The sequence below is a fragment of the Mammaliicoccus sp. O-M54 genome (assembly GCF_022386035.1).
In the GTDB taxonomy this organism is placed as follows: Bacteria; Bacillota; Bacilli; order Staphylococcales; family Staphylococcaceae; genus Mammaliicoccus; species Mammaliicoccus sciuri_A.
The window spans coordinates 68,211-85,683 of sequence record NZ_JAJNJE010000006.1 but is presented as its reverse complement, the minus strand read 5'-3'; the positions used below and the strand labels follow the sequence as shown (position 1 = coordinate 85,683).

The following is a 17,473-nucleotide window of genomic DNA, read 5'->3' as shown; positions in this document are numbered from 1 at the left end:
ATTATATATTACTTATTGTTTTTCGTTTAATAATTCTTGTGGTACTTCTGTTTCATCTAAGAATACGTTACAACCTCTAATTACCGCTTTTTCACCGATTGCTGAAAGGATATTTGATACTGATTTTGAAAATAGGCTAGATAATAAATTCATGATAATGTTTCCTCCTCTTTGTAAAATATAGGTAATAGTGATACTGCTTCAAAGATTAATCCTAAACATATTAATTGTTGATAGGGTTCTTTAAGGAATAAAGTTAATACTATCAAAATTGTTGCTGCTAGGATTGATCTTAGTTTAAGTCCTTTTTTCCATTTGCCTAATATTGGGTGTTTCTTTGTTTGCATTGGTGCGTACTTTATAATGATAAGATAACCGACTAACGCTATGGCTAAGAATGGCCAATAGGGTATGTTGGTATTTATAATTATAAGTGGTGCAACGACAAACATAATTAGGCTTTGTATCGTACATAGAAATGTGGACTTAGCGTGCGCGCCAAACGCGAAATATCGAATGGCAAAATAACTAAGATGTACAATAAGTGTGTATAAAAATATATGGCATAGAAGGGCAGCGCCGTATATAACTATGGTCTTCATCATATTCCCTACAAATACTTCTAGCCCATACTTTACCTTTAAATAACTAACATGATCTAGATTATTTGAATTTTGAAGACTTGCAGCAATTTTATCTATTTGTGTTTGGACAGGTTGATACATAGCGCCCCTCCTTCATTATGATTATAGAACATATTGATTTACATTTTACTTCTTTTGCCTAACTGTATTATTTCAATGCCTAACTGTTTGAATTTATAATATATTTGTATTTTAACATAATTTTAATGCAGTTAAGAACTTAAATTAACGACTTAGGGAAAATATAAAATTCTATTATTGAAATACTATAATATATTTAGTGAATATTTAATTTTTTATGATAAATTAAAAAGTTTAAATATAAAGGAGGATCCTTTATGGCAGGCGATATCGTCAATGCTATTTGTAGTATTTTTAATTGGTTAGTGGAACTTTTTTATGGGTTGTTTACTTAAATATCTGCTGTGTTTGATACGTGGTTATTCATATAATAAATATTTTAACGTGTACCATTTGGTATGCGTTTTTATTATAGTTATTGAGCGTTTTCATGTAGAATGATAATAAAGAACAAATTAGGGAGGAATTTAATTTTATGAAAACGAAAGGTTATATTGGAAGTTATACGAAGAAAGAAGGAAAAGGGATTTATCGTTTTGATGTTGATGAGAATGATCAAACAATCGAGAAGGTTGAAGTTGGTTATGAAGTTGAAGCATCTACATATTTAACGCAACATGGTCAATTTTTATATGCTATTAAAAGAGATGGCGATGATTGCGGTGTTGCAAGTTTTAATATTAATGAAGATGGTAGTTTAACATATATAAATGATTGCTTAGCTTCACAAGAAGGAACGGGTTGTCATATTTCAGTTTCTGAAGACGGTCAATATTTATTTGAAGCTGTTTATGGTAGTGGTTATGTAAGACTTTATAAATTAAACGCTGAAAATGGCGAAATTATTGAATTAATAGATGTGTATAAAGGTGAAGGTCATGGACCAAATGAAGCAAGACAAGAAGGTAGCCATATACACTTTGCAGAACAGACACCAGATTTAGATTATATCGTTACAGTTGATTTAGGTGCAGATGTGATCAGAACATTTAAATTCTCTGATGAAGGATTGGAATTATATGAAACATTAGAAGTTCAAGCTGGAAGCGGTCCAAGACATATTGCGTTCCATCCAAGTGGTGTTTACGCATACTTAGTGAATGAACTGAGCAATACGATTCAAGTGTTGTCATATAAAAATGGAGTGTTTGCGACAATCAGTCCAGCAATATTAACGATTCCTGAAGACTTTGATTTAAATTCACAAGTTGCTGCTGTTAGATTAAGTCATGATGGACAATTTATTTATGTTTCTAATAGAGGACATAATAGTATAGCTGTTTATAAAATATTAGGTGATGGTGCAAATGTTGAATTAGTTGAAATTGTAACGAGTGGTGGAACTTGGCCAAGAGATTTAAATATCACACCAAGTGATTCGTTTATAGTTGTTGCACATGAACATTCATATAATTTAGTATTATTTAGTCGAAATAAAGAGACTGGTAAGCTGACAGAAATAGAGAACGAACAAAAAGCTGCAGAAGGCGTTTGTGTTCAATTTATATAATGGTAGGTGATGAACGTTGAAAATAGCACTATATCAGATGCATGTAATACCTGGAGAGCCTGAAAAAAATATTGAAAAAATTAATCAATGGTTAGATGAGTTAGATGATGAAATTGACATAGCAGTGTTACCTGAAATGTGGAACACTTCTTATCGATTAAATGAGTTAACCGAACTTGCTGATGAAGACGGTCAAAGAATTTTACCTTTCTTAGAGCAAAAAGCAAAAGAAATCCACAAACATATTGTTGCTGGTTCAATTGCATATAAAAAAGGAACTGAAATTTATAATCGAACAATTGTCGTCAATAACGAAGGAAAGTGCATTAATACTTACGACAAAGCACATCTTGTACCAATGTTTAATGAACATCATTTCTTAACTTCAGGTAGTAAGAAATCAACTGTATATGAGTTAGATGAAATAGAGATGGGAACGATTATTTGTTATGATTTAAGATTCCCAGAATTAACACGTTCATTAGCTTTAGAAGATGCAAAAGTAATTTTTGTTCCGGCACAATGGCCGAAATCAAGAATTGATCATTGGAAAGTATTATTACGTGCTAGAGCAATTGAGAACCAAGTGTACATTATTGCTTGTAATAGTGTGGGGACTTGTGATGATAACGAATTTGGTGGGCATAGTTTAGCATATGCACCAGATGGTACATTAATTGATAGTTTATACTATGATGAAGATACATTAATCGTAGATATAGACTTTGATTCGCAAGAAAAAATTCGTGAAGCCATTCCTATTTTCAATAGTTTAAGAACAGATTTATATTAGGTAGATGTAGTTAGAGACTGGGATATTATATGATATTCCAGTCTCTTATTATCTTACAAATGTCATATTGAACATTTGTAGAAAAAGTATAAAATCAATTATAAGACAGAAAATAGTTAAGGCATGGAGATGATTTATTTGGAAAGTAGTGTAGCAGTCCAATTTAAAAATGTAGAATATGAAATAGAACGGTCACTAATTTTAAAAGGTGTTACAGGTGATATTTATAAAGGTAAACTTACTTCTATAATCGGGCCATCAGGTGCAGGAAAATCAACACTGCTCTCTTTAATTAATTTATTAAAGTCTAGTACAAGTGGCGAAATATTCATTGATCAACAATCTATTGAAACATATAATCCAATGGAACTTAGAAGAAAAGTACAGTTAGTTTCTCAAGAAGCAACGATGATTAAAGGAACTGTAAAAGATAATTTAGAACTGCCATTAATACTTCAAAATAAAAAAATGACAGATGAAGAAGCTAAATATTATTTGAAGATAGTCGATTTGCCAGAAACTTTCTTGAATAAAAATAGTAAAGAATTATCAGGTGGAGAAAAACAAAAGTTATCATTAGCACGATCACTCGTTAATAAACCTAAAGTGATATTGCTAGATGAAGTGACATCGGCATTAGATAGAAACTCAAAGCGTGCAATTGAACAGCTTTTACAAAAAATTATTAAAGAACACGAAGTTACGATGATATGGATTACACATGATATTAATCAAGCCTTTAGAATGAGCGATTACATATGGGTTATGATCAATGGAGAAGTTGCACAAGCTGATACAGCTGAAAATGTTAAAAATTCAGAACAACCAAACGTCAGAAGCTTTATAGGAGAAAAATTAATATGAGTATTACATCAATCGTGTTAATGTTTATTTTTATTATTATTCCGATCGTTATTTCGAAAAGTTTTAATTTAGGATTAGGGAAAGATACATTAATTGCAGCTATTCGATCATTTGTTCAACTGTTAATTGTAGGGTATATATTACAATTTATATTTGATCAAGAAAGCCATATTTTTATCATTTTAATGGTCATGCTCATAATAGGTGCTGCAACACAAAATGCACGAAAAAAAGGTTTGGAAATACCAGGCATCACTTGGAAATTATTACTCGCTTTTGTAGCAATAGAAGTTATTACACAAGGTATCTTATTAGGATTTAAAATAACACCACCAACAGCACAATACATCATACCAATAAGTGGCATGATTGTTGGTAATGCAATGGTATTAAGTATATTGTTCTTAAATAGATTTATGTCAGAAGTTAAACAAAATGAAAATGTGATAGAGCTTGTTCTATGTTTGGGAGGAACTCCTAAACAGGCTATACATAAGCAACTGATCACTTCTATACAGTCTAGTGTTATACCAACTATAGAACAACAAAAGACAATTGGTCTTGTTCAATTACCCGGGATGATGAGTGGTCAAATTATAGGTGGGGCAGATCCAATTGAAGCGGTACTCTTTCAAATATTAATCGTATTTATGTTATTAACAAGTGCTACAATGACGAGTGTAATATTAGGTTTCTTATCATATCCAACTTTATTTAATAAAAAGCAGCAACTCATTGAAAGTCAATATAAATAAAAATAAGCATATGGTTAAGACGTTAAAGAATGTCTATACCATATGCTTATTTTATATGCTTAAATTTAATTTTGTCGCTATAAGTAACAATTCAGAATTACTTTTTAAACATGGCTCTCACGTATTTAGCTTTTCCTTTATAAGGTGGGAAAAGGACACCAGTTTCTAGTTTAGTTGTTTTAAACATGATGCTCTTTTCATTGCTAAAGAGTTCAAATGAAGCTTTGCCATGATATTTACCAATTCCTGAATGACCGACACCACCAAATGGTAAGTTATGGTTACCTAAATGTAAAAGTGTATCATTGATACAACCGCCACCGAATGATATTCTTCTTACGACTTCATCAGTATGATTTTCGTCTTCACTAAATAAATATAGTGATAGTGGCTTTGGTTTATTTTTGATAAATTGAATGGCATCGCCAAATGCTTCATACGTCATAATAGGTAATATTGGACCAAAGATTTCATCTTCCATTAGAATATCATCAAATTTAACATTATCGACAATAGTCGGTTCTATATAGCGATTCTCTCTGTCCGAGCTACCACCGTAAACGATGTCACCATTAGTTTGATTAAGTAAATTCACTAATCGATCTGTATGACGTTCATTTACGATTCGGCCATAATCTTCACTATTTTGTGCTGATGACGTATAAAATTCTCGAATAGTTGTTTGAATTGCTTTAATAAATTGTTGTTTAATCGATGCGTCGATGATGACATAATCTGGTGCTACACATGTTTGACCGGCATTAATGAATTTACCAAATGCGATTCTTTCTGCTGCTACTTTAATATTTGCAGTCTTATCTACAATTGCTGGACTCTTTCCACCTAATTCAAGTGCTACTGGAATCAGTTGTTTACTAGCTTGTTCGTAAACGATTTGTCCAACTTTAGTAGAACCCGTAAAGAATATAAAGTCGAATGGGTAAGTTAACAGTTCTTCAGTTACGGTTTGATCACCAGTTATACAAGATACATATGAAGGATTAAATGCTTCTTGTATAATTTTTTCTATAACAACACTAACATTTGGTGTAAGTTCTGAAGGCTTGATAACTGCACAATTTCCAGCAGCAATGGCACCAATTAAAGGTTCGATAACAAGTTGAAACGGATAATTGAACGGACCGATGATTAAGACTGTGCCATATGGTTCGTTAATTGTGTAACTTTTACCTGGAAATAAAAATACAGGTGTGTTCACGTTTCTTTTACTTGCTAAACTCTTGACTTCTTTTAGCATGAAAGAGATACTTTTGTAAATGTAACCTATTTCAGTAGCATAAGATTCAACAGAATTTTTACCTAAATCTTGTTGCAATGCTGAAATTAAGGCACTTTCATTTGATTTAATGGATTTTCTCAGTGCTCTTAACTGTTTTTTTCTAAATTTAATATCTTTTGTTACATCACTATCAAAAAGTGATTGTAAGTTTTCGAATTGAGTCGCGATAGTCAATATGGATGTCTCCTTTATACTTCTATTGTTTATATTTTAACAATAGTTATAATTAAAAGCGAAGTGTTTATTTATGAAATTTTTATTTTTAAAAAAATAACGAAAAGGTGAAATAATATGAGATTTGGATTTATAGGTACCAATTGGATAAGTGATAAATTTATAGAGAATGGTTTAGAAGTTGAAGCGTTTGAACCTTATGCTGTCTATTCACGTACTGAAGAAAGAGCAGACTATTATAAGGAGAAACATCAACTTACTGAAACATTCACAGATTTAGAGTTATTTTGTCAATCACCTAATTTTGAAGCGGTATACATAGCATCACCAAATGCGTTTCATTTTGAACAAGCAGAAATAGCGATTAAAAATAAAAAACATGTCTTAATCGAAAAGCCAGCGACAATTGTTCAAGAGCAATTTGAAGCATTATCTAAACTTGCTTATGAATATAATGTTACTGTTATGGAAGCTATGAAATCAACATTATTACCACCATTTGTAGAATTTACAAATGATCAAATTGATATTGGTGAAATTAGATATGCTGATTTTCATTATCACCAATATTCTTCAAGATATGATAACTATAAAAAAGGCATCATAGAAAATGCTTTTAAACCTGAGTTAGGGAACGGCGCTTTAATGGACTTAGGTGTATATGCAGTAGCACCAATGATACATTTGTTTGGTATGCCACAAAGTATTAAAGCAAATGGCTTTAAATTAGATACTGGAGCAGATGGACAAGGTAATGCGATATTGGATTATCCTACTTTCCAAGCAACAATTAGTTATTCAAAAATATGTGACCGCCCCAGCCCTTCAGAAATAGTAGGGGAAAATGGTTATGTATTAATTGATAAGATAAGTGCACCGTCAAATATTAAAGTATTTAATAGAGAAGGTGTATTACAGAAAGAATATAATAATGATTCACCGTTAACAATGAAAGATGAAATAATTGAATTTATTAAGTGTGTACAGAATCATAAGGTAGAGTCATCTATTAATACACATCAAAGATCATTAGAAACGATTAAAGTATTAGATGAAATTAGACAGCAAATTGGAGTTCAATTTAATGTCTAAAAAGTACTTCATCATTACATCTGTGATTATTATCGTTTTACTTTTAGTCGTGGCATTTGTGCCATTCAAACAAAATCCTTCTTCGACATCAAGAGTGGTCGTTGATCACTTTAACCATAAGTATGCATTTCCGAGTTGTTATGACTACGAAAAAGCATCAAATTATATCGATGAAGTAACATATAAAGATGCTCAAGATTTAAAATATCCACCTATGAATACGTGCACAGAAGAAAAGGCAAAGCCTCAATATAAATCATTGCTTAAACGGTTATTAGAAAGTACAGAAATATAAAAAATCCTGACGAAATGATATCATTTCGTCAGGATTTTTTGATTATTTCTTTAATACATCGTGTGTGCTTTCATCTTTAGTCATAACATCTTTAACGTACGGACAAACTGGATCAATTACTTTCTCTTCAGATCTTGCTTTTTCAATAACAACATCAACCAATTTTCTAGCAATACCTTGTCCTCGTAGTGAAGGATCTACAAATGTATGATCGACCACAAGTGTCTTACCATCTAAGTCTTGATACGTGATTTCTGCTTCAAAATCATTCTCAGAATTGCCTACATAAAATTTGTTTGTACCTTGTTTGATTTCCATTTAAAGCACACTCCTTATAAATTATTTACCTAATAATTCATCAATAGGTGGAACGACTTGTTTCTTACGAGAAACAACGCCAGGTAATACAGCGACATTTCCATTTAATTCAGTGTTGAATGCTTTTGTTACGACTTGTTGTTCTTTACCTAAAGCAATAGCAGTTGAGTCACTGTTTAAGATATCTGTAATAACAAATACAAATAAGTCATATTGTTCTTTAGCAATAATTGCGTTGATTTCATTTTCAACGTCTTCTTGAATTTCAAGAACTTCGTTTACATCAACAGTATTAACTTGTGCAATACGTACGACTTTATCACCCATGTTGAATGATTTAGCATCCATATTTAAAAGGAATTCAGGTGATTTACCTTTTACTGAAGCACCAGCTTTTAACATTTCTAAACCATATTCATTTAAATCAACATTGGCAATTTTAGCTAATGCTTCACAAGCTTGTTTATCTTGTTCTGTGCATGTTGGTGATTTAAATAGTAATGTATCAGAGATAATAGCTGAAATCATAAGACCAGCAATTTCAGGTTTAATTTCAACACCATTTTCTTCATACATTTTTTTAAGGATTGTAGTCGTACAACCAACTGGTTCAGCTCTGTAATATAATGGAGCTGCTGTTTCAAAATTGCTGATACGGTGGTGATCAACAACCATTGTAATTGTAGCATCTGAAATGTCATCTGCACTTTGTTGGAATTCATTGTGATCGACTAAAATAACGTCTTTATCTTTTAAAGGTGTTTCTAACAATGCAGGTGCTTGAACTTTGAAATAATCCAATGCAAATTGTGTTTCGTCTGAAACGTCTCCAAGTCTTGCAGCTTGAACGTCATTTCCAAGTTCTTTTTGTAAATCTTCCATTACTAATGCTGAAGCAATTGTATCTGTGTCAGGATTCTTATGTCCAAATATAAATGTGTTTACCAATGTAATTTCTCCTTTTGCTTTGAATATTCTGTCACTTTATTTTAACATGAACACCTTGTCTATTCTACAACTGCGCCTATACTATTTTCAAAATGTGTAAGTGCCCAATCGTGCCCAGCTTGATTAAAAGAAGCGACACAATTCTTCGGAATAATAATTTGATAATTTAAATTGTAAGCATCGACAGCAGTATGTAACACACAAATATCTGTACAAACGCCGACAATTTCAACAGTATCAATATGTCTTTCTCTTAATAAACTATCAAGATTTGTACTGAAAAATGCACTATATCTTGTCTTATCTATCCAAAATACATGATTAGAATGTTTGATTGAATCGTATTGAGGCTTTAATGAGTTATATAAATTTCGACCTTCTGTACCTACAATATTATGAGGTGGAAATAATTTTGTTTCAGGATGATATGGATCATTCTCATGGTGATAGTCCATTAAATAAAAAATTAAATCTTCATTCGAATTGTATGTTTCAATTTTGTGGTGAATATTTTGTTCAATTTCTTGACCAGGTTCTCCGCATGTTAACTTACCATCTGTCGCAACGAAATCATTTGAATAATCAACGATAATGAGTGCTTTCTTCAATTATATTCCCCCTAATTGTTTATAAAATGTTTTCAGTGTAATATAAATATACATGCAAGTATACGCTATATTAAGGTGGTTATGAAGTATGAAGCATATTGTTAATGTAAATCGTTATGGTGCTAAAGGTGGTTGTGGATTAACAGATACAATTGGTATTCAATTAGCTTTGTTACAAGCTAAGAAAGGACCAGTAACTGTTTATATACCTAAAGGTGTTTATCATATTATTTATGAATTAGTGATATATGAAAATACAACGCTTATTTTACATGATGAAGCAGTGTTAATCAGAAAATCACCTACAGCTATGCTGAAAAACGGACATAGATTGAAAAAATACTATGGCTATGAAGGTCATGGTAATATCAATATTATCGGTGGGACATTTGATGCATATGGACATACAAATAATACAAATAACACGATCATGTCTATTGGTCATGCACGAAATATTCAAATACATAATGTGACATTTAAGAATGTTGTTGGTGGGCATGCGATTGATGCATGTGGCTTAGATGGCTTTTATGTAAATGAATGTAAGTTCCTTGGATTCCGTGACGATAGTGGAACAAGGTTATTTAGTGAAGCTGTTCAAATAGATATTCAAACTGAAGGGGCATTTCCTAAATTTGGGGCGACAGATGGTACGATAACTAAAAATGCACTGATCGAAAACTGTTATTTCGGAAATTCGGGTGATCCGAACATGTTACCTTGGAATAGAGCAGTCGGATCTCATGCAAGTATGTATGATGTGTTTTATGAGAATATAAATATTCAACATAATACTTTTGAAGGGTTAGGGGATTTCGCAGTTACTTTATTAAAAGCGAAAGATTCAACTGTTACAAATAATCAATTTATAAATTGTGAGGGTGGCATACGCTATTTAGCAGTACCAACAGGTAAATATTCTGTAGATATCCATAAATTAAATAGAGGCGGACAAGCAGGGTCAACTATTTTGATAGGTGATAATACATTTAAAGATATTAAAAGTAAACCAAGTATTTTAATTAAAAGTTATGAAGACGTTATGAATAAAGATATTTATATTTATAATAATCATTTTGAAGGAGCATCTTCAAATAATATTAAATTCATTAAGACGACAGATATTTATTTATACAATAACCGTAATTTAAGCAATATCAAACAAGATCAAGTTGAGAATCTTATTCATATTTAATTAAAATGGAGGACATGATGAATAGCATAGACCGTTATATTGAACAAATAGATGAAAAGAAAAAAGAAACATATATTCATTTGCTAGATACAATCAAAACACATCTACCACCAGGATATGAACTAGTCATGCAATACGGTATGCCGACATTTGTAGTACCTTTAGATAAATATCCAAAAGGTTATTTAAATAGAGCAGACGAACCACTTCCGTTCATTAGTCTTGCTGCTCAAAAAAATCATATTGCCTTATATCATATGGGTTTATATGGGATGAATGAATTGAAAGAATGGTTTGAAGATAGATACAAAGAACAAGTACCAACTAAATTAAATATGGGGAAAAGTTGTATTAGATTCACAAACAATAAAAATATACCCTTTACTTTAATAGGTGAATTGAGTGAAAAAGTCACTGTAGATGAATGGATACAAAAATATGAATCAGGACATAGAAATCAAAAATAATAGTTTTAGTGATGATTACTTGAATTATACGAGAATGCTTTATTTTATGCATAAAATTGGAGATTTGTATCGATTTTGTAAAGTGCTGACGCCTGAGGGAATAGTATGAGCGAGAGACTACAGGCTCGAGCCATACCCTAGGCAAGCATGCACGAACAAAATCGTAGATTATAAAATAACACCCTATTTACTGAATAAATCAGTAAATAAGGTGTTTTTTAATTTGAGTTAGGAATTATATCTCAAACTATTTATTTATGTAATTCGCTTATCAAAATTACCTAGCACTTTTACATTAAAGTCTAATGTTTTTAGGATTGTGATGACTTTTTTCATTTCTATATCTTCAGCGCTACAATCTGCTTGAACAAAGAAATGATACATGCCGAGTTGCGTTTTGAGTGGTCGTGACTCAATCCATGATAGGTTGATATTAAACAAAGCAAATGTATTTAATATACTTGCTAATAAGCCTGGTTTATCTTGGTCAGGAGTAATTAATAAAATACTATCTGTTGCTTTTTCAACATGTTTTTCTTCAGCTGATAAAATTAAAAATCTTGTTGTATTATGTGGGTAGTCTTCGATGTGTTCATGTAATGCTTCAACATCGTCATTAGATTTTTCTAAACCAATTGGTGCAATTGCGCCAGTATGTGCATCTATTTCATCTAAACTTTGAACGGTACTATCAGAATATCTGTATGCAAAGTTATGATTTTTAATAAATTTAGATGTTTGATTGATTGCTGGGGCGATAGAAACAACTTCTTTAATATCTTCTAATTTTACGCCTTTTTGAACATAAAGAGAAAATGATATATCTAGATGTAATTCGTCTATAACATGGATTTTCTGTTCAGTTAATGAATCAGCAATGATGTTGATTGTACCTTCGATAGAATTTTCAATTGGGGCAATTGCGATGTTTTGTGGGTCAGCTTCAATTGCTTTAACCACTTCGTATAAATTTGACTTAGGAATATATTCATTAATTTCATCTGGCTTATATTTAAGTGCTGCCATATGTGAAAATGTACCTAATGGTCCTAAATAATATAACTTCATAAATGACTTCCTTTCTAATGCATTGGACAACCTTGTTGATTTTGTCTATATAAAAAGTTTGGACTTCTCATCTCATTATCATAGCCTTTATGATAATTATGTACAAGTGAAGGTGAAAGAGGAGGTGCAAGCCAACTCCATTTTCCGGTCACTTTTCTATTAGCTTTACATTCATTTTCTTCAAATTTCTTAAATTGTTTAGAGGCATTATAATGATCAACAATTGCAACACCCGCTTCTTTATACGAATGATAAATAGCATAATTAAACTCTACTAAAGCTCTATCTCTCCAGTAACTTGATGTTGTCGTCGTATCAAAATCAAATGCTTCTGCAATATCTTTTAATTTATTATAACGATATTCGTCTGTAAAATTTCTAACGCCTATTTCAGTTTCCATGTACCACCCGTTGAATGGGGCAGTATGATAATATATACCACCAATTTCTAAATCCATATTTGAAATGATAGGTACTGCATACCATTTCAGTTGTAGTGATGTTAACTTAGGATACTGTTTATGGGTAATGTTAATTTCTTTAATGAGTTCTTGTGGATATTGATGAATTTTAGGGCGTTGTTGATTAATTCGATACATTAATGGAAGCACATCAAAATCAGTTTGAGGACTTTGCCAATTTAAATGGCGTGCTAATTTCGTCATTTCGATAGATTTAGGGTCGCCTTTATCTTCGTATCCTGCATATCTAATCAATTGTTCATTCATAATTTCTATTTGATTGTTATATATGCTGATCATGGGTTTGATTTTTCCATCATTTGTAGCGTCTTTAATGTGATCTTCAATTGAAGTAATAAATGCTTGTTCATCTTGAATATGTCTTAAATCTCGAACCGTCAATTTATCCCAAAAAAGTCTACCAATACATCTATTTGAATTTCTCCAAGCTACTTTCGCACCATATTCTAACTCCTCTGTAGTGTGAGTATAAGTACCACTTTGTGAAATTTCATGTTCTATTTCTTGTATTCTTTTATTCATTTGTAATTCTGATATTTCTAATTCTTTATACATATCGTTAATAAAAGCAGTCGCTTTATCTCGTAACATAAATACACCTCTATGTACTAGTATAAGCGACTGCTAATTTTTGACAATATATGAATTATGACAATTTACCAATTATTAATGTCTTGTCGTTCACCTTTAAAGTTACCTGACTTTTTATGACGTTCTTTCAATACTGATATGACATCTTCAAATTTAACACCTCTATCATGTAGTAATACGAATAAATGATAAAGTACATCAGCGACTTCATTTGTGAGTTCTAATTTATCATCTTTCATAGCTGCAATAACGACTTCAAATGATTCTTCTCCATATTTTTTAGAAATTTTATCTATACCTTTATTAAGTAAATAATTTGTATATGATTTAGGATTATTAGAATCGACACTTTCTTGAATAGTCGTTTCTAATGATTCAAGCGTGTAAGGTTCTTCAGTATTAAAGCAACTAACAGATCCAGTATGGCAAGTAGGGCCATCAGGATTGACTTGTAACAAAATTGTATCTTGGTCACAATCTAATTGTATATCGATAACGTGCTGGATATGATTGGACGATTCGCCTTTTTTCCAAAGACGTTCTTTACTTCTTGAATAAAACCAACAGACTTTATCTTGAATGGTTAAGTTATAAGCTTCTTCATTCATATAACCTAACATTAATACTTGTCCAGTTTGGTAATGTTGTAAAATTGCTGGTACAAGACCTTTAGAAAAATCAGGTGCTAATTCACTCATCGTACATTCACTCCTTCATTAGATAAATGTGTTTTGACTGCTTGTATCGTTGTTTCTTTATCGTGAAAAATACTTGCAGCGAGACCTGCAGATACATCTGTTTGTTTAAATAAATCAACAAAATGCTGACTATTACCGCCACCACCTGATGCAATAACAGGTAAAGAAACCCGTTGATTAATTTCGGTTAATAAACGATGATCAAATCCTTGTTTAACACCATCGTAATCCATACTGGTAATTAATAATTCACCAGCGCCGAGATTTTCAACTTCTTGAACCCAATCTAACACACGTTTATCTGTTCTCTGTTTACCACCATGAGTATAACAATACCAATCTTGATGTTCTTCTTCCCATTTAGCATCAACTGCGATACAGATACATTGTTTTCCGAACTTATCACTCGCTTCACGAATAAATGCTGGATTACGCAAAGCACTTGAGTTTAATGAAATTTTATCAGCACCATGATTAAGTAATACCGAAATATCTTCAAGTGTACTAATACCACCACCAATAGTAAGTGGTATGAATAATTTTGAAGCTGTTTCTGATATGATATCTAACATCATTTGATGTCCATTTTCTGTCTTAGAAATATCTAAGAACACAAGCTCATCTGCCGCTTCTTGATTATAATATTCAGCTAATTCAACTGGATGTCCAATATCTCTCAAACCTTTAAATTTTATGCCTTTAACGACACGTCCATCTTTAACATCTAAGCATGGGATGATTCTTTTTTTGATCATTCAATACCCTCCCAAAATGCATCCGTATTTGCTGCTTTTCCAACAATTGCAGCGTGTACATTTAATGCATCCAGTTGATCTATGTCATCTTTATTTCTTATACCACCAGATGCAATGACAGGAATAGATGTAGATTGTACTAATTTACCTGTTAATGCAAAGTTTGGTCCAGACATTTTTCCGTCTTTTGAAATATCTGTATAGATAATTCCGCCGAGAGGGAATGTGTTGATTTTTTCAATAAAATCAAATAGGTCTATACCGGCATCATCGAGCCAACCGTTTAGTTTGATTTTTTCAACATACGCATCGACAGATAAATATATTTTGTTAGGGAACTTATTAGTCACTTCTTTTAACCAGTCTAAGTCTTGTATGCCTTTAGTGCCGACGATAATGTACTCAACGCCTTTATTTAAATATGATTCAATTGTTTCAACACTTCGAATACCGCCACCAACTTCAATTGGTAAATGAGTTAAACTGACGAGTTGTTCTATGTAATCTGCTTCTGTTGGTTGTTGATTTTTAGCGCCGATTAAATCGATAACATGAATTCTAGAAACTTGTTTAAATTTTGAATAGAAAGCAATTGCTTCTTCAGCAGTTCTAGGCATAGATTCTTTAGAATCATATTTACCTTCAGTTAATCTCACGCTTGTGGAGTCTATTAAATCTATTGCTGGCCAAATTTCAATCATTTAAAAAACCTTCTTTCAATGCTTGGTCTAGTATTTTGAGTCCATAATCACCACTTTTTTCTGGGTGGAATTGTATACCGATAATATTTTCTTGTTGCACGATAGCAGTAATTGGTTGTCCATAATCTGCTGTAGCAACTATAGGTAGATCAGTAGAGACATGATAAGAATGTATAAAGTAAACATCACCATCAAGAAGTGGATGTTCACTTTGTAAATTGTTCCATCCTAAATGAGGAACAGGGTAGGGACTCTCTATAGGTATAACGTTCCCTTGCAATAAATTTAATCCTTTTGTTGAACCTTCCGCACTGTATTCAAATAACACTTGCATACCTAAACAAATGCCAATGATTTTATGCGTATCTTTAATATCTTTAATCACTTTGTCTAGACCACTTGATGTTAATTGTGTCATAGCATCTTTGAAGTGCCCGACACCAGGAAGAATGACATGTGTACTATTTTTTATAGTTTCTTCATCTGAAGTTAATATGGCATCATATCCTAAATGTAAGAGGGCACGTTCAATATTTTTAATATTGCCAAGTCCATAATCAATGATTGCAATCATTATTCAATCACACCCTTAGAAGAAGGGATACCTGCATAATCATCTTGTGTTAATGCGATTTTTAAACTTCTAGCAAATGCTTTAAAAATCGCTTCGATTTCATGGTGCGTATTGCCACCTCTAATTAAATCGATATGTGTTGTTAACCTTGCATTAATCACAAGTGCTCTAAAGAATTCCTCAACAAGTTCTGTATCAAATGTGCCAACTTTTTCACGAGAAAATGTCGCATTAAATGATAAATATGGTCTGCCACTAATATCCGTTACAACACGTGCTAAAGTTTCGTCCATTGGTATATAGAATGAACCATATCTCGTAAATGATTTTTTATCCTTAACGACTTCAAGCAGTAATTGACCTATTACAATGCCAATATCTTCAACAGTATGATGGTCATCTACATGTGTATCTCCATCAACTTCTATATTTAAGGCAATACCACTATGAAAACTAAACAACGTCAACATATGGTCTAAAAAACCAACACCTGTATTAATGTGTGAATCTTCTCCATCTAATCGTAGTTGAATTTTGATATCTGTTTCTTTAGTTGATCTTTCTTTTTGATAAGTCATATTCTTGTCTCCATTCTTTAACGATTTTTTCAAGTTCATTTAATTCAGATTCTGTAGCAATAGAGTATCTAACAGTTTGTTGCATGTTTGGTTCATCATAAAATCTTGGTAAATAGCCATGGTCATAAATATACTGACCTAATGATTCTGCTAAATCTCCATAAGTTAATACGAAATTTGTTTTTGAAGGTATGACATGGATAACATCGCTCACATGTTGTTCAAAAATATTTCTTAATTGAATACTCAATTGTCTTTGTTGTGTTAATAATGAATGTACAAGTTCTTTGTTACTGAAAATTTCAGTCGCAATATTTAAAGTTAATGTGTTTAAAGGATACGGATGTGCGATACGATTTAAAGTTTGAATGGTCTTCTCAGTTGAAATGACGATGCCGACTCTTAAACCAGCTATTGCAAATGCCTTACTTAACGTACGCATTTGAATGATATGGTCTTGCAATTCAATATCATATGCATCTCCAAAATCTAAATAAGCTTCATCAATAATAAAATAACCACCAATTGCCTTCATTTCATTCGCAATTTCTTCTAAAAATGATTTAGGATATTGAATGCCTGATGGATTATGAGGCACACTCATAATGAAAAATGCTGGCTTTAATTCTTGGATTGATTGCTTAATTTTATCTAATGAGAATGTATAGTCATCTTCTGCATCAACATAATGAATAGGGCGATTAATCTGATGTGCATATGCTGTATACATGAAGAAATCTGGATTAAGCGTTAGGACAGGTCCATCGGGTAATGCAATCATGCATTTTTGAATCCACTCATCTGAACCATTCGCTGCAGAAACTTGGTTAGGTGATAATTGATAGTAGTCTGCATAAGACTTGATAAAGGCATCATATTCCTCATCAGGATAAAAATTAAAATTTGAATTGGCGATAATATTTTTTAAAGTTGCATTATCTAATGCAGGAATAGGGCTTTCATTCTTGTTTATTCTAATCAT

General features: G+C 31.8%; 22 protein-coding genes. 8 read left to right on the top strand and 14 right to left on the bottom strand.

The annotated features are described in order from the left end of the window. Positions 1-12: 12 nt before the first annotated feature. Both agrD and LQ673_RS11035 read right to left on the bottom strand, forming a co-directional pair. Positions 13-153 (bottom strand): cyclic lactone autoinducer peptide AgrD, encoded by a 141-nt coding sequence (gene agrD, locus LQ673_RS11040; protein ID WP_107565491.1) that lies wholly within the window; start codon positions 151-153, stop codon positions 13-15. Continuing rightward, a complete protein-coding gene (locus tag LQ673_RS11035; protein WP_048540629.1) occupies positions 150-725 on the bottom strand; it encodes an accessory gene regulator AgrB in 576 nt (191 codons plus the stop codon). The genes agrD and LQ673_RS11035 overlap by 4 nt, the downstream gene beginning before the upstream one ends. 475 nt (positions 726-1,200) lie before the next feature. On the opposite strand from LQ673_RS11035, the gene pglS reads away from it, so the two are divergent. The 4 genes from pglS (at position 1,201) to LQ673_RS11015 (ending at position 4,647) form a co-directional block, all read left to right on the top strand. Then, positions 1,201-2,235 (top strand): 6-phosphogluconolactonase, encoded by a 1,035-nt coding sequence (gene pglS, locus LQ673_RS11030; protein WP_037589539.1) that lies wholly within the window; start codon positions 1,201-1,203, stop codon positions 2,233-2,235. Between the two features lie 16 nt (positions 2,236-2,251). Next, positions 2,252-3,028 (top strand): carbon-nitrogen family hydrolase, encoded by a 777-nt coding sequence (locus LQ673_RS11025; protein WP_037589538.1) that lies wholly within the window; start codon positions 2,252-2,254, stop codon positions 3,026-3,028. Between the two features lie 138 nt (positions 3,029-3,166). Further along, positions 3,167-3,892: an ABC transporter ATP-binding protein gene (locus LQ673_RS11020; RefSeq protein WP_191836613.1), complete on the top strand. Its 726-nt coding sequence runs from the start codon at positions 3,167-3,169 to the stop codon at positions 3,890-3,892. Further along, positions 3,889-4,647, top strand: a complete 759-nt coding sequence (locus tag LQ673_RS11015; RefSeq protein ID WP_037589536.1) for an ABC transporter permease — start codon at positions 3,889-3,891, stop codon at positions 4,645-4,647. The genes LQ673_RS11020 and LQ673_RS11015 overlap by 4 nt, the downstream gene beginning before the upstream one ends. A gap of 97 nt (positions 4,648-4,744) precedes the next feature. Here the strand turns inward: LQ673_RS11015 and LQ673_RS11010 are convergent, their stop codons facing one another. After that, positions 4,745-6,124 carry an aldehyde dehydrogenase gene (locus tag LQ673_RS11010; RefSeq protein ID WP_025905103.1) on the bottom strand — a complete coding sequence of 460 codons (1,380 nt, stop codon included), beginning with the start codon at positions 6,122-6,124 and terminating at the stop codon, positions 4,745-4,747. A 114-nt stretch (positions 6,125-6,238) separates the two neighbouring features. Here LQ673_RS11010 and LQ673_RS11005 point away from each other — a divergent pair, with 114 nt between their 5' ends. Next, on the top strand, positions 6,239-7,213 hold the full coding sequence (locus LQ673_RS11005; RefSeq protein ID WP_191836612.1) for a Gfo/Idh/MocA family protein: 975 nt from the start codon (positions 6,239-6,241) through the stop codon (positions 7,211-7,213). Beyond that, positions 7,206-7,508 (top strand): hypothetical protein, encoded by a 303-nt coding sequence (locus tag LQ673_RS11000; protein WP_126477122.1) that lies wholly within the window; start codon positions 7,206-7,208, stop codon positions 7,506-7,508. Before LQ673_RS11005 ends, LQ673_RS11000 begins: the two co-directional genes overlap by 8 nt. Before the next feature lie 42 nt (positions 7,509-7,550). Here the strand turns inward: LQ673_RS11000 and LQ673_RS10995 are convergent, their stop codons facing one another. Genes LQ673_RS10995 through LQ673_RS10985 form a run of 3 tightly spaced genes read right to left on the bottom strand, consistent with a single transcriptional unit; the run spans position 7,551 to position 9,382 of the window. Then, the gene (locus LQ673_RS10995) at positions 7,551-7,826 is read right to left on the bottom strand and encodes a GNAT family N-acetyltransferase (protein WP_025905106.1); all 276 of its coding nucleotides are present in this window, start codon (positions 7,824-7,826) and stop codon (positions 7,551-7,553) included. Between the two features lie 21 nt (positions 7,827-7,847). Beyond that, complete coding sequence (locus tag LQ673_RS10990; RefSeq protein ID WP_191836611.1) at positions 7,848-8,774, bottom strand: manganese-dependent inorganic pyrophosphatase; 927 nt, start codon at positions 8,772-8,774, stop codon at positions 7,848-7,850. A gap of 59 nt (positions 8,775-8,833) precedes the next feature. After that, positions 8,834-9,382 (bottom strand): cysteine hydrolase family protein, encoded by a 549-nt coding sequence (locus LQ673_RS10985; protein WP_191836610.1) that lies wholly within the window; start codon positions 9,380-9,382, stop codon positions 8,834-8,836. A gap of 88 nt (positions 9,383-9,470) precedes the next feature. Here LQ673_RS10985 and LQ673_RS10980 point away from each other — a divergent pair, with 88 nt between their 5' ends. Further along, positions 9,471-10,577, top strand: a complete 1,107-nt coding sequence (locus LQ673_RS10980) for a glycosyl hydrolase family 28-related protein (protein ID WP_191836609.1) — start codon at positions 9,471-9,473, stop codon at positions 10,575-10,577. Between the two features lie 17 nt (positions 10,578-10,594). Further along, the gene (locus tag LQ673_RS10975) at positions 10,595-11,044 is read left to right on the top strand and encodes an iron chaperone (protein ID WP_204171218.1); all 450 of its coding nucleotides are present in this window, start codon (positions 10,595-10,597) and stop codon (positions 11,042-11,044) included. Between the two features lie 255 nt (positions 11,045-11,299). On the opposite strand, the gene LQ673_RS10970 is transcribed toward LQ673_RS10975, so the two are convergent. The 8 genes from LQ673_RS10970 to LQ673_RS10935 all read right to left on the bottom strand — a co-directional run bounded on the left by LQ673_RS10970 (position 11,300) and on the right by LQ673_RS10935 (position 17,473). Further along, positions 11,300-12,112, bottom strand: coding sequence for a prephenate dehydratase (locus tag LQ673_RS10970; protein ID WP_191836607.1), 813 nt, complete (start codon positions 12,110-12,112; stop codon positions 11,300-11,302). Positions 12,113-12,126: 14 nt separating this feature from the next. Next, positions 12,127-13,185: a nitric oxide synthase oxygenase gene (locus LQ673_RS10965; RefSeq protein WP_196308094.1), complete on the bottom strand. Its 1,059-nt coding sequence runs from the start codon at positions 13,183-13,185 to the stop codon at positions 12,127-12,129. A gap of 65 nt (positions 13,186-13,250) precedes the next feature. Next, complete coding sequence (gene hisIE / locus LQ673_RS10960) at positions 13,251-13,883, bottom strand: bifunctional phosphoribosyl-AMP cyclohydrolase/phosphoribosyl-ATP diphosphatase HisIE (protein WP_191836605.1); 633 nt, start codon at positions 13,881-13,883, stop codon at positions 13,251-13,253. Then, positions 13,880-14,638, bottom strand: coding sequence for an imidazole glycerol phosphate synthase subunit HisF (hisF, locus tag LQ673_RS10955; RefSeq protein WP_191836604.1), 759 nt, complete (start codon positions 14,636-14,638; stop codon positions 13,880-13,882). The genes hisIE and hisF overlap by 4 nt, the downstream gene beginning before the upstream one ends. After that, complete coding sequence (gene hisA / locus LQ673_RS10950) at positions 14,635-15,339, bottom strand: 1-(5-phosphoribosyl)-5-((5-phosphoribosylamino)methylideneamino)imidazole-4-carboxamide isomerase (protein WP_191836603.1); 705 nt, start codon at positions 15,337-15,339, stop codon at positions 14,635-14,637. The genes hisF and hisA overlap by 4 nt, the downstream gene beginning before the upstream one ends. Beyond that, entirely contained in the window at positions 15,332-15,913 is a 582-nt protein-coding gene (gene hisH / locus LQ673_RS10945; RefSeq protein ID WP_126477114.1) for an imidazole glycerol phosphate synthase subunit HisH, read from the bottom strand. Before hisH ends, hisA begins: the two co-directional genes overlap by 8 nt. Further along, positions 15,913-16,491 carry an imidazoleglycerol-phosphate dehydratase HisB gene (gene hisB, locus LQ673_RS10940; RefSeq protein WP_037589517.1) on the bottom strand — a complete coding sequence of 193 codons (579 nt, stop codon included), beginning with the start codon at positions 16,489-16,491 and terminating at the stop codon, positions 15,913-15,915. The genes hisH and hisB overlap by 1 nt, the downstream gene beginning before the upstream one ends. Beyond that, positions 16,463-17,473, bottom strand: coding sequence for a pyridoxal phosphate-dependent aminotransferase (locus tag LQ673_RS10935; protein WP_191836602.1), 1,011 nt, complete (start codon positions 17,471-17,473; stop codon positions 16,463-16,465). Before LQ673_RS10935 ends, hisB begins: the two co-directional genes overlap by 29 nt.

Bases quoted from the DNA above. Each gene is read 5' to 3' on its own strand.
- LQ673_RS10980 (WP_191836609.1), top strand. From the start codon at position 9,471: ATGAAGCATATTGTTAATGTAAATCGTTATGGTGCTAAAGGTGGTTGT.
- LQ673_RS10975 (WP_204171218.1), top strand. From the start codon at position 10,595: ATGAATAGCATAGACCGTTATATTGAACAAATAGATGAAAAGAAAAAA.
- LQ673_RS10935 (WP_191836602.1), bottom strand. From the start codon at position 17,473: ATGATTAGAATAAACAAGAATGAAAGCCCTATTCCTGCATTAGATAAT.
- LQ673_RS10995 (WP_025905106.1), bottom strand. From the start codon at position 7,826: ATGGAAATCAAACAAGGTACAAACAAATTTTATGTAGGCAATTCTGAG.
- LQ673_RS10965 (WP_196308094.1), bottom strand. From the start codon at position 13,185: ATGTTACGAGATAAAGCGACTGCTTTTATTAACGATATGTATAAAGAA.
- LQ673_RS10970 (WP_191836607.1), bottom strand. From the start codon at position 12,112: ATGAAGTTATATTATTTAGGACCATTAGGTACATTTTCACATATGGCA.
- LQ673_RS11000 (WP_126477122.1), top strand. From the start codon at position 7,206: ATGTCTAAAAAGTACTTCATCATTACATCTGTGATTATTATCGTTTTA.
- agrD (WP_107565491.1), bottom strand. From the start codon at position 153: ATGAATTTATTATCTAGCCTATTTTCAAAATCAGTATCAAATATCCTT.
- hisH (WP_126477114.1), bottom strand. From the start codon at position 15,913: ATGATTGCAATCATTGATTATGGACTTGGCAATATTAAAAATATTGAA.
- hisF (WP_191836604.1), bottom strand. From the start codon at position 14,638: ATGATCAAAAAAAGAATCATCCCATGCTTAGATGTTAAAGATGGACGT.
- LQ673_RS11005 (WP_191836612.1), top strand. From the start codon at position 6,239: ATGAGATTTGGATTTATAGGTACCAATTGGATAAGTGATAAATTTATA.
- hisIE (WP_191836605.1), bottom strand. From the start codon at position 13,883: ATGAGTGAATTAGCACCTGATTTTTCTAAAGGTCTTGTACCAGCAATT.
- hisA (WP_191836603.1), bottom strand. From the start codon at position 15,339: ATGATTGAAATTTGGCCAGCAATAGATTTAATAGACTCCACAAGCGTG.
- LQ673_RS11035 (WP_048540629.1), bottom strand. From the start codon at position 725: ATGTATCAACCTGTCCAAACACAAATAGATAAAATTGCTGCAAGTCTT.
- pglS (WP_037589539.1), top strand. From the start codon at position 1,201: ATGAAAACGAAAGGTTATATTGGAAGTTATACGAAGAAAGAAGGAAAA.
- hisB (WP_037589517.1), bottom strand. From the start codon at position 16,491: ATGACTTATCAAAAAGAAAGATCAACTAAAGAAACAGATATCAAAATT.
- LQ673_RS11015 (WP_037589536.1), top strand. From the start codon at position 3,889: ATGAGTATTACATCAATCGTGTTAATGTTTATTTTTATTATTATTCCG.